The following is a 9,605-nucleotide window of genomic DNA, read 5'->3' on the forward strand; positions in this document are numbered from 1 at the left end:
GGTCTGTATGTCACATTGGGAAAGGCGTTCCATGTCACAAGTTTCTAACACCTCGTTTACAACGACGGTCTCATCAAACGCCATGGCCGTGGTGGACTATCTGTCCAAAAGCATGATGTCGGCGCTGCCGTTTATTGTCTGCGCGGCGTTGTTCCGTACCGTCGCCGTCATTATGGGCGAAGGCATGCTGGGCCTGTGGTCTGCCGATTCCGAAATCTATCGCCTGTTCTACAGTTGGCTCTATAACGCCGGCTACTACTTTTTGCCCATTTATCTTGGTTGGGCGGCTGCCCGCCAGCTCGGTTGCTCGGAGCAGCTGGGCATGATGCTGGGCGGCGTATTGATTGCGCCCGATCTGCTTAAGCTCGTCGATGCCGCATCGACGACGGGGGCATCGATGACTTCCGTGTATGGCCTGCTTCCCGCGCCGGTCAACGATTACACGACAACTGTTATCCCGGTTCTCATCTCGGTGCCCGTGCTATGGCGAGTGGAGTGTTTCTTTCGGCGCGTTATCCCTCAGGCCGTGGCGTTTTCGTTCGTTCCGTTTGCAACCATGCTCGTTATGGTTCCGGTTTCGCTGTGTATTACGGCGCCGGCGGGCAGCTATCTGGGCATGCTGTTGGGCCAGCTTATGTTTATGCTTGGCAATTCCGGTGGCATCGTGTCGCTGCTCACGCTCATGGGGCTTGCCGCGGGCTGGGAGTTTCTTAAGATCGCGGGCGTCAGCAACGTTGTCCTATCGCTCGCCTATGCGCAGTTTATGAGTGTGGGAACGGATTCGTGCATCCTGATCGCCGCGACGATGGCAACGTTCGCCGTTTGGGGCATGCCCTTTGGCGCGTCGCTCCGCGTTGCGGATAAGGACGAGAAGGCGCTCATGCTGGGCTATTCAATCTCGGGCGTTCTTGGCGGCGTAAGCGAGCCGGCGCTGTACGGTTGCGGCTTCAAATATGGCAGGTGCCTGACGTGCATGGCCATCGGCGGCGCCGTCGGAGGCCTTGTTGCGGCCGTGGGCCACGTTACGGCCTATACCATCGGCATGACGAATGTCCTCATGGTCATTGGCTTTGCCACGGGCGGTATCTCGAACCTGCTGTGGTGCTGCGCTGCCGGCGGTGTGGCATTTGCGGTGTCTGCGGCGCTGAGCTACTGCTTTGGCGTGGTGTCGGCGAGGGGGCGGGCGGCAGAAGACGAAGTCGATTCGCCCGAAACAGTGGCGAGCGCTGCTGAAGCAAGCGTATAAACCTGTGCGACAAAAGGACGATTCCTTTGTCATGTTCCAAGGTCGTGGCCCGTGTGGGTTGCGGCCTTTTTGTATCTGTGGGGCAAAGTGGCTACACTACAATCCGTTTGAGCAATAGATATATAGGTAGTACCGTGGGGGCGGATATAGATGGTCGAGTGGATTGTTAAGCGTGCGCAGGGCGACCGTGCACGCGTGGGTACGTTGACGGGCATGGTGTGTATTCTCGCCAATGTGGCACTATGCGCTGCGAAGGGTGCAATTGGCGTGCTGTCGGGTTCGGTTTCGATCGTGGCAGATGCCATGAACAACCTGTCCGATGCCAGCTCGAATATCGTGAGCGTGCTGGGCTTTAAGCTGGCGACCAAGCCGGCCGACCCCGAGCATCCTTACGGCCACGGTCGCTACGAGTACCTCTCGGGTCTAGTCGTGGCGGCGCTCGTGCTGCTCATTGGCCTCGAACTGGTAAAGTCCTCGGTGGAGCGCATCATCCACCCCGAACCTGTCGAGTTCTCGCTTGCCCTGGTGGCAGTCCTTGCGCTTTCGATGGTCGTTAAGCTGTGGATGGCGGCCCTCAACCAAAAGCTCGGCGATCGTATTGAGTCCGAGACGCTGCATGCGACCGCTCAGGACTCAAAGAACGATGTCCTAGCCACGGGTGCTGTGCTGGCGTGCGCAATTGTTTCGCAGGTGACGCACATCAATCTTGATGCATGGGTCGGCCTTGCCGTTGGCGCCTATATTGGCTGGAGCGGCTTTGAACTCATCCAGGATACGGTGAGCCCGCTTTTGGGCCAGGCGCCCGATCCTAAGCTGGTTAAGCACATTCGAGACAAGATCATGAGCTACCCCGGCGTTTTGGGCGTCCACGATCTGATGGTTCACGACTACGGCCCGGGCAGGAAGTTCGCAAGCGCTCACGCCGAGATGGCAGCCGAGGCCAGCCCGCTGGAAAGTCACGACACGCTCGATAACATCGAGCAGTCGTTTAGAAACGAAGACGGAATGATCGTCACGCTCCATTACGATCCCATCGTGACCGACGACCCCAAAGTGGCGAGCATGCGTCTGCGCATCAACGCTATGGTTCAAGAGATCGATAGCCGCCTTTCGATTCACGACCTGCGCTGTGTTCCGGGTCCCACGCATACTAACGTGATCTTTGACTGCGTACGTCCCTCGGATTTGGCGATGAGCGCCGAGGACCTAAAGCGCGCGTTGGCGAAACGTGTCGAATCCGAATATCCCAAGTCGATTGCCAAGATTACGATCGACGAAGACTACGTAGACCATACCCACGAGTAGGGCTGCGCCGGTAAAGCAACTGATGCAGAAGGGGAGAGCATGAAGAAGCTATATCTACTCCGCCACGGTCAAACTGAGTTCAACGTCAAAAAGCTGGTCCAGGGCCGCTGTGATTCTCCGTTGACCGTCCTGGGCCGCAAACAAGCGGGAATGGCAGCCGCGTGGCTCAAGGACCACGGCGTCGTTCCCGACAAAGTGGTCTCTTCGCCCTTAGGCCGAGCCATGGACACGGCAAGTCTCGTCGCAATTGAACTCCTCGGCCCGGACACAGCGGTCGAGCCCTGCGAAGGCATCATCGAGCGCAGCTACGGTACCTTCGAAGAAGGCCCCCACGACGCCCTGCCCACCGATGTCTGGGACCCGGGCGAGGACCTGGTCCCCTTCGGAGGAGAAGGAAGCCGCGCACTGCAGGAGCGCATGGTAGGCACCCTCACCAATCTCATGGGCGCCGAGGGCATCGAAACCCTCCTAGCAGTAAGCCACGGCAGTGCCAGCCGCCAATTCATCAAGGCTGCAGCCCCAGAGGGCTTCGATCTCCCAGCAAAACTCCCCAATTGCGCCATCATGATTTTCGATTTCGAAGAGGAAAAGTCGGGAGAAGAAGGCGACGCGCCCCAATCCAAGTTTATCTTGCAGCAAATCATCGATCCTCAACAAAGTAATTAGCTGAGCGAGCAGAGTTAAGCAGACATCAACGTGTCGTCTCCCGAGCACGGCGGAGGGCCGGAGAAATATATTAAGGTCATCGCGAGTTCCGCACGCAAAGGAGAGCACTTAATGTGCTCTCCGTCTTGCGCAGGACTGTAGAGCAGGGACCTTAATATATTTCTCCGGCCCTCCGCCGTGCTCGGGAGCCATCCACGCACTTTACCTGCGTAAACAATGTGAGTGAAATATGAATCTCGATGGATACGCCCGCAGCCGTGTATACTAAACAGCTGTGTGTAACCAGGGGAGTATTCTGGCTGGACAAAATGCCTGCTTAATAGGGTTGTCAGGTAGTCCGGGCGAAATACAAGGCTGGGGAGCACGTCGTGTAAGTAGTGGTCCTCTAGGGGCGTACGCTCGGTGGTGTACGCATTGTCCCAAGACCACGCGAGAGTTGGGATCATATCTTGATCAGCATGATTCTCGGCCGCAAGATTGGCATGACCCAGGTTTGGGACGAGAACGATAACGTCGTTCCCGTCACGGTCATCCAGGCTGGCCCCTGCGCTGTCTCGCAGGTTAAAACTCAGGCAACCGACGGCTATGACGCCGTCCAGATCGGTTTCGGCGACATCAAGGCCAAGAACGTGAACAAGCCCATGGCTGGTCACTTCGCCAAGGCTGGCGTCGAGCCTGTCCGTTTCCTTCGTGAGGTCCGCGTCGAGAACGGCGAGGAGCACAAGGTCGGCGAGGTCGTCACCGTCGCTGATTTCGCTGATGTCGAGAAGGTCGACGTCATCGGTACCTCCAAGGGTAAGGGCTTCCAGGGTCGCATCAAGCGCTGGGGTCAGCGCCGCGGTCCTATGACGCATGGTTCTCACTTCCAGCGTCACCCCGGTTCTATCGGTCAGTGCGCCTATCCTGCGCGCGTCCTCAAGGGCGTCAAGATGGCCGGTCACATGGGTAACGAGCGTGTTACCGTCAAGAACCTTTCCGTTGTCCGCATCGATGCCGAGCAGAACCTCATCTTGGTCAAGGGCGCTGTCCCGGGTGCCAAGAATGGTCTCGTCGCCATCCGTATGGCCTAAGGGCCCAGCCCATTTAGCCCAGCGTCATACCAAGGAGAACACTTAAATGGCAAAGTTTGAAGTAAAGAACAGCGAGGGCAAGAAGGTCGCCGAGGCCGAGCTCGCCGCTGAGGTGTACGGCATCGAGCCGAACATCCACGTTATGCACCACATCGTCAAGTGCCAGATGGCCTCTTGGCGTCAGGGCACCCAGTCTGCTAAGGGTCGCTCTGAGGTTTCCGGTGGCGGCAAGAAGCCTTGGCGTCAGAAGGGCACCGGCCGTGCCCGCCAGGGTTCCATCCGTGCTGCCCAGTGGCGTCACGGTGGCGTTGTCTTCGCCCCCAAGCCCCGTTCCTACGCTAAGCGTATGAACAACAAGGAGGTCAAGCTGGCTATGCGCTCCGCGCTGTCCGCCAAGCTGGCCGATGGCGAGCTCGTGCTCGTCGACGACTACGGCTTCGAGAAGCCTTCCACCAAGGCTGCCGTCGCCATGCTCAAGGCTCTCGGCCTTGAGGGCAAGCGTCTGACCATCATCGTTCGCGATGAGGACGTCAACGCCTACCTGTCGTTCCGCAACATTCCCAAGACGTTCATCATCACTGCCGACGAGGCCAACACCTACGATCTCGTCAACAACAACGCTGTGCTGATGCCCGCCGACATCGCCGCTCACTTCGGGGAGGTGCTTGCATAAATGACCGCCCACGAGATCATCATCCGTCCGATCGTGTCCGAGCGTTCCTTCTCCGGCATGGAGCTGAACAAGTACACGTTCGAGGTCGCCAAGGATGCTAACAAGTATCAGATCAAGGACGCTGTCGAGGAGATCTTCGGCGTCAAGGTCGTTCGCGTGAACACCCTGACGGTCAAGCCCAAGACCAAGCGCGTGCGCTATGTCGCCGGCAAGACCCGTTCTTGGAAGAAGGCCATCGTCACGCTGGCCGAGGGCGACACCATCGAGGTCTTTGGCAACCAGGCCTAAGACTCGCTGCTGTTGAGTGAGCTCATGCCTCCCAAATAGGGGAGGCGAGAGCTCAAGGTTTTGGGCGTATAAAATGGACACGCCCGGAACCGTGTATACGTCCGGTGTCATCGCACCCGAGGCAGAACCTCGAATCCCTGTCTGCGATGGCTAACGGATTCCTATTGAAAGGGATTGTAATGGCTGTAAAGCACCTTAAGCCGACCTCCGCTGGTAGGCGTTGGCAGACGATCTCCGACTTCTCCGAGATCACCTGCACCAAGCCCGAGAAGTCTCTTCTCGAGCCCCTGCCCAAGAAGGCCGGTCGTAACAACAACGGCCGCATCACCACCCGCCACCAGGGCGGCGGCGTGAAGCGTCGTTACCGCGTGATCGACTTCAAGCGCAACAAGGACGGCGTGCCCGCCAAGGTTGCCACGATCGAGTACGATCCGAACCGTTCCGCTCGCATTGCTCTGCTGCACTACGCTGACGGTGAGAAGCGCTACATCCTGGCCCCCAAGGGCCTCGAGGTCGGTCAGACCATCATGTCCGGTTCTGACGCCGACATCAAGCCGGGCAACGCTCTGCCCCTCGCCGACATCCCCGTCGGTACGCTCATCCACGCCGTCGAGTTCCAGCCGGGCAAGGGCGCTGCTATCGCCCGTTCCGCCGGTAACTCCTGCCAGCTGATGGGTAAGGAGGGCAAGTACGCTATCGTCCGTATGCCTTCCTCCGAGATGCGCCGCATCCTCGTTACCTGCCGCGCCACCGTCGGTGAGGTCGGCAACGCCGACCACGCCAACATCGTCATCGGCAAGGCCGGCCGTAAGCGTCACATGAACGTGCGCCCGACCGTCCGCGGTACCGTCATGAACCCTGTCGACCATCCGCACGGCGGTGGCGAGGGCAAGAACCACACCTCTGGTCGTCCCTCTGTTACCCCCTGGGGTAAGCCGACGAAGGGCCTTCGTACGCGCAAGAAGAAGAAGGTCTCGAACCAGCACATCATTCGTCGCCGTAAGAAGTAATTTCGGATACCGAGTTTTAGGAGAAAGCACTTATGAGCAGAAGTCTCAAAAAGGGCCCGTTCGTGGAGACTCGCCTTCTCTCGCGTATCACCGCGATGAACGAGGCTGGCAAGAAGGACGTCGTGAAGACCTGGTCCCGCGCGTCCACCATCTTCCCCGAGATGGTTGGTCACACCATCGCCGTCCACGACGGCCGCAAGCATGTGCCCGTGTATGTTACCGAGTCCATGGTTGGTCACAAGCTCGGCGAGTTCGCGCCGACTCGTACGTTCCGTGGCCACAAGGCCAAATAGGGGGTTAACCGTAAATGGCAACTAAGTCTATTGAAACTGAGGCCACCGAGGTTCGCGCCGTCGCTAAGTACGTGCGTGTTTCCCCCAGCAAGGCCCGCCTGGTGGTCGATCTGATCCGCCGCAAGCCTGTCGCTCAGGCCTTCGACATCCTCCACTTCTGCGACCGCGCCGTCGCCGTGGATGTCGAGAAGGTTCTCCGTTCCGCCGTTGCGAACGCCGAGAACAACAACGGTCTGCGTGCCGACAACCTGGTTGTCGCCGCTGCCTATGTTGACGAGGGTCCGACGCTTAAGCGCATCCGTCCCCGCGCCAAGGGTTCCGCTTCTCGCATTCTGAAGCGTACTTCCCACATCACCGTCGTCGTTGCTCCTCGAAAGGAGGCGTAAAGCTGTATGGGTCAGAAAGTCTACCCCACCGGCTTCCGTCTTGGCATCACCGAGAACTGGCGCTCCCGCTGGTTCGCAGAGAAGGATTACGCTAAGACCCTCGGTAACGATCTCGAGATCCGCAAGTACCTCGAGAAGCGTCTTTCCCGCGCAGCTGTCTCCCGCGTCGAGATCGAGCGCGCTGGCGACAAGGTGAAGGTCATCATCCTCACCGCTCGCCCCGGCGTTGTCATCGGTAAGAAGGGTGCCGAGATCGATACCCTCCGCACCGAGCTCGAGAAGGTCGCTGGCGTCTCCAAGGGCCAGCTCTCCGTCGACGTTGTCGAGATCAAGCGCCCCGAGCTCGACGCCAATCTCGTTGCTCAGTCTATCGCCGAGCAGCTCGAGGGCCGCGTTGCCTTCCGTCGCGCCATGCGCAAGGCTGTCCAGTCTGCCCGCAAGGCCGGCGCTAAGGGCATCCGTATCCAGTGCTCCGGTCGTCTCGGCGGTGCCGAGATGGGCCGTCGTGAGTGGTACCGCGAGGGTCGCGTGCCTCTGCACACCCTCCGTGCCAAGATCGACTACGGCACGGCTGTCGCCAGCACCACCATGGGCGCTTGCGGCGTGAAGGTCTGGATCTACCTGGGCGAGAAGCTCCCGGGCCAGCCTGTTCCCAACCCTGCACTCGAGGGCTCTTCCCGTCCTCGTCGTCGTAACTCCGAGAGGAGGGGTCAGTAGTGCTTGCCCCTAAGCGTATTCTTCACCGCAAGGTGCAGCGTGGCTCCATGAAGGGCCAGGCCAAGGGTAATACCGAGCTGCATTTCGGCGAGTTTGGTATCCAGGCTCTCGAGGCCCATTGGATCACCAACCGTCAGATCGAGGCCGCTCGTATTGCCATGACCCGCTACATGAAGCGTGGCGGTCGTGTCTACATCACGATCTTCCCCGATAAGCCCATCACCAAGAAGCCTGCCGAGACTCGCATGGGTTCTGGTAAGGGTAACCCCGAGGAGTGGGTGGCCGTCGTCAAGCCCGGCCGCATCATGTTCGAGGTCAAGGGCGTGCCCGAGGAGGTCGCTCGCGAGGCTCTGCGTCTTGCACAGCACAAGCTTCCCATCAAGACCAAGATTGTTGCTGCCAAGAACGCTGAGCAGCGCATCGAGAAGGAGATGGCTGAGGAGGCCGCTCTCGAGGCCAAGTGGGCTGCTGAGGACGCCGCCGCCGCCAAGGAGGAGAACTAATGAAGCCCGCAGAGATTCGTGAGCTCTCGGACGCTCAGCTCGTTGAGAAGCTGAAGGAAATGCGCGCCGAGCTCTTTAACCTTCGTTTCCAGATGGCCACCAGCCAGCTGGACAACACCGCTCGCGTCAACACCGTGAAGAAGGACATCGCTCGCGTCCTCACGGAGCAGCGCGCCCGCGAGATCGCAGCGGAGAAGTCCGCTGTCGCCGAGTAGGACCTAAGGAGAGAACATGACTGATTCGCGTAACTCGCGTAAGGTCCGTACGGGTGTCGTTACCTCCGTCTCCGGTGCCAAGACCATTGTTGTCACCATCACCGAGCGCAAGCGTCACCCCAAGTACGGCAAGATGATGACCAGCTCCAAGAAGCTGCACGCTCACGACGAGGAGTGCACGGCTGGCGTGGGCGACACCGTCCGCGTTATGGAGACCCGTCCTATGTCCAAGATGAAGCGTTGGCGCCTCATCGAGGTCGTCGAGCGCGCTAAATAAGCAGTCGCTCTTACGACTTGTACGTTTCCGAAGATGTGCGTATGCCTGGCTTGCATACCACAGGCCGTATAAAGGCTGCGCACCTCTCTTCGGTTCTTAGTTCGGAGGAACATCTACCATGATTCAGATGCAAACCATGCTGAACGTCGCCGACAACTCCGGCGCTCGCAAGATTCGCTGCATCAAGGTGCTTGGCGGTTCCAAGCGTCGTTATGCAGGCATCGGCGATGTGTTCATCGGTGCTGTCCAGGAGGCTACCCCTGGCGCCAACGTCAAGAAGAAGGACGTTGTCCGTTGCGTCGTCGTTCGCACCGTTAAGGAGATCCGCCGCAAGGATGGCTCCTACATTCGCTTTGATGAGAACGCCTGCGTTGTCATCAACAACGATGGTTCGCCCGTCGGCACCCGTATCTTCGGGCCCGTCGCTCGCGAGCTTCGTGACAAGAAGTACATGAAGATCGTCTCGCTCGCTCCCGAGACCCTGTAGTTAGGGGAGATATATGTATATCAAGAAGGGCGATAAGGTCCAGGTTCTCTCTGGTAAGGATCGCGGCAAGCAGGGCGTTGTCCTGCGTGCTCTCCCCGCCGAGAACAAGGTCGTTGTCGAGGGCGTTTCGGTCGTCAAGAAGGCCGTCAAGCCCAACGCTGCCAACCAGCAGGGCGGCATCGTTTCGCAGGAGGCTCCCATCGACGCCTCCAACGTCAATCTCGTCTGCCCCGAGTGCGGTAAGGTTACCCGCGTCGGTCACGAGAAGGACGGCAAGAACAAGCTGCGCGTCTGCAAGAAGTGCGGTCACAAGTTCTAAGCTGCCCGCAACATCAAGTTGCTAGCAAAGGCCCGGATGCCACGGCACCCGGGCCTTTTTCTATCCCTACTCATTGCACTCATTGGGGACAGACTTAATTTGAACTGCGTCCCGAATCTTGGCCTTCTTTATTAGAAGCGAACACTAGGA

General features: G+C 59.1%; 14 protein-coding genes and 1 pseudogene. All 15 read left to right on the forward strand.

All coding sequences use genetic code 11. The features are described from left to right. Window positions 1–31: 31 nt before the first annotated feature. The gene (locus tag DW754_RS09195; RefSeq protein ID WP_117759516.1) at window positions 32–1,246 is read left to right on the forward strand and encodes a PTS transporter subunit EIIC; all 1,215 of its coding nucleotides are present in this window, start codon (window positions 32–34) and stop codon (window positions 1,244–1,246) included. A gap of 150 nt (window positions 1,247–1,396) precedes the next feature. After that, window positions 1,397–2,551: a cation diffusion facilitator family transporter gene (locus DW754_RS09200; RefSeq protein WP_117759518.1), complete on the forward strand. Its 1,155-nt coding sequence runs from the start codon at window positions 1,397–1,399 to the stop codon at window positions 2,549–2,551. A gap of 39 nt (window positions 2,552–2,590) precedes the next feature. Further along, complete coding sequence (locus tag DW754_RS09205; protein ID WP_117759520.1) at window positions 2,591–3,217, forward strand: histidine phosphatase family protein; 627 nt, start codon at window positions 2,591–2,593, stop codon at window positions 3,215–3,217. A 449-nt stretch (window positions 3,218–3,666) separates the two neighbouring features. Then, the gene (rplC, locus tag DW754_RS09210) at window positions 3,667–4,287 is read left to right on the forward strand and encodes a 50S ribosomal protein L3 (protein ID WP_089572481.1); all 621 of its coding nucleotides are present in this window, start codon (window positions 3,667–3,669) and stop codon (window positions 4,285–4,287) included. A 46-nt stretch (window positions 4,288–4,333) separates the two neighbouring features. After that, complete coding sequence (gene rplD / locus DW754_RS09215) at window positions 4,334–4,960, forward strand: 50S ribosomal protein L4 (RefSeq protein ID WP_006235032.1); 627 nt, start codon at window positions 4,334–4,336, stop codon at window positions 4,958–4,960. Then, window positions 4,961–5,248: a 50S ribosomal protein L23 gene (gene rplW, locus DW754_RS09220; RefSeq protein ID WP_022094197.1), complete on the forward strand. Its 288-nt coding sequence runs from the start codon at window positions 4,961–4,963 to the stop codon at window positions 5,246–5,248. A 179-nt stretch (window positions 5,249–5,427) separates the two neighbouring features. After that, complete coding sequence (gene rplB / locus DW754_RS09225; RefSeq protein ID WP_055250219.1) at window positions 5,428–6,258, forward strand: 50S ribosomal protein L2; 831 nt, start codon at window positions 5,428–5,430, stop codon at window positions 6,256–6,258. A 32-nt stretch (window positions 6,259–6,290) separates the two neighbouring features. Then, window positions 6,291–6,551 (forward strand): 30S ribosomal protein S19, encoded by a 261-nt coding sequence (gene rpsS, locus DW754_RS09230; protein ID WP_006235035.1) that lies wholly within the window; start codon window positions 6,291–6,293, stop codon window positions 6,549–6,551. A gap of 14 nt (window positions 6,552–6,565) precedes the next feature. Then, the gene (gene rplV, locus DW754_RS09235) at window positions 6,566–6,937 is read left to right on the forward strand and encodes a 50S ribosomal protein L22 (protein ID WP_006235036.1); all 372 of its coding nucleotides are present in this window, start codon (window positions 6,566–6,568) and stop codon (window positions 6,935–6,937) included. Window positions 6,938–6,943: 6 nt separating this feature from the next. After that, the gene (rpsC, locus tag DW754_RS09240) at window positions 6,944–7,654 is read left to right on the forward strand and encodes a 30S ribosomal protein S3 (RefSeq protein WP_006235037.1); all 711 of its coding nucleotides are present in this window, start codon (window positions 6,944–6,946) and stop codon (window positions 7,652–7,654) included. Continuing rightward, window positions 7,654–8,049 (forward strand): annotated as a pseudogene (gene rplP, locus DW754_RS09245) (50S ribosomal protein L16); the annotation flags it as partial. The gene rpsC and the pseudogene rplP, both read left to right, overlap by 1 nt. A gap of 107 nt (window positions 8,050–8,156) precedes the next feature. After that, entirely contained in the window at window positions 8,157–8,372 is a 216-nt protein-coding gene (rpmC, locus tag DW754_RS09250) for a 50S ribosomal protein L29 (RefSeq protein ID WP_006235039.1), read from the forward strand. 16 nt (window positions 8,373–8,388) lie between these two features. After that, complete coding sequence (rpsQ, locus tag DW754_RS09255) at window positions 8,389–8,649, forward strand: 30S ribosomal protein S17 (RefSeq protein ID WP_006235040.1); 261 nt, start codon at window positions 8,389–8,391, stop codon at window positions 8,647–8,649. 118 nt (window positions 8,650–8,767) lie between these two features. Then, window positions 8,768–9,136 (forward strand): 50S ribosomal protein L14, encoded by a 369-nt coding sequence (rplN, locus tag DW754_RS09260; RefSeq protein ID WP_006235041.1) that lies wholly within the window; start codon window positions 8,768–8,770, stop codon window positions 9,134–9,136. A gap of 13 nt (window positions 9,137–9,149) precedes the next feature. Then, window positions 9,150–9,455 carry a 50S ribosomal protein L24 gene (gene rplX, locus DW754_RS09265; RefSeq protein ID WP_006235043.1) on the forward strand — a complete coding sequence of 102 codons (306 nt, stop codon included), beginning with the start codon at window positions 9,150–9,152 and terminating at the stop codon, window positions 9,453–9,455. Window positions 9,456–9,605: the final 150 nt, after the last annotated feature.

The sequence above is a fragment of the Collinsella sp. AM29-10AC genome (assembly GCF_003469085.1).
In the GTDB taxonomy this organism is placed as follows: Bacteria; Actinomycetota; Coriobacteriia; order Coriobacteriales; family Coriobacteriaceae; genus Collinsella.

Bases quoted from the DNA above. Each gene is read 5' to 3' on its own strand.
- DW754_RS09195 (WP_117759516.1), top strand. From the start codon at position 32: ATGTCACAAGTTTCTAACACCTCGTTTACAACGACGGTCTCATCAAAC.
- DW754_RS09200 (WP_117759518.1), top strand. From the start codon at position 1,397: ATGGTCGAGTGGATTGTTAAGCGTGCGCAGGGCGACCGTGCACGCGTG.
- DW754_RS09205 (WP_117759520.1), top strand. From the start codon at position 2,591: ATGAAGAAGCTATATCTACTCCGCCACGGTCAAACTGAGTTCAACGTC.
- rplD (WP_006235032.1), top strand. From the start codon at position 4,334: ATGGCAAAGTTTGAAGTAAAGAACAGCGAGGGCAAGAAGGTCGCCGAG.
- rplW (WP_022094197.1), top strand. From the start codon at position 4,961: ATGACCGCCCACGAGATCATCATCCGTCCGATCGTGTCCGAGCGTTCC.
- rplB (WP_055250219.1), top strand. From the start codon at position 5,428: ATGGCTGTAAAGCACCTTAAGCCGACCTCCGCTGGTAGGCGTTGGCAG.
- rpsS (WP_006235035.1), top strand. From the start codon at position 6,291: ATGAGCAGAAGTCTCAAAAAGGGCCCGTTCGTGGAGACTCGCCTTCTC.
- rplV (WP_006235036.1), top strand. From the start codon at position 6,566: ATGGCAACTAAGTCTATTGAAACTGAGGCCACCGAGGTTCGCGCCGTC.
- rpsC (WP_006235037.1), top strand. From the start codon at position 6,944: ATGGGTCAGAAAGTCTACCCCACCGGCTTCCGTCTTGGCATCACCGAG.
- rpmC (WP_006235039.1), top strand. From the start codon at position 8,157: ATGAAGCCCGCAGAGATTCGTGAGCTCTCGGACGCTCAGCTCGTTGAG.
- rpsQ (WP_006235040.1), top strand. From the start codon at position 8,389: ATGACTGATTCGCGTAACTCGCGTAAGGTCCGTACGGGTGTCGTTACC.
- rplN (WP_006235041.1), top strand. From the start codon at position 8,768: ATGATTCAGATGCAAACCATGCTGAACGTCGCCGACAACTCCGGCGCT.
- rplX (WP_006235043.1), top strand. From the start codon at position 9,150: ATGTATATCAAGAAGGGCGATAAGGTCCAGGTTCTCTCTGGTAAGGAT.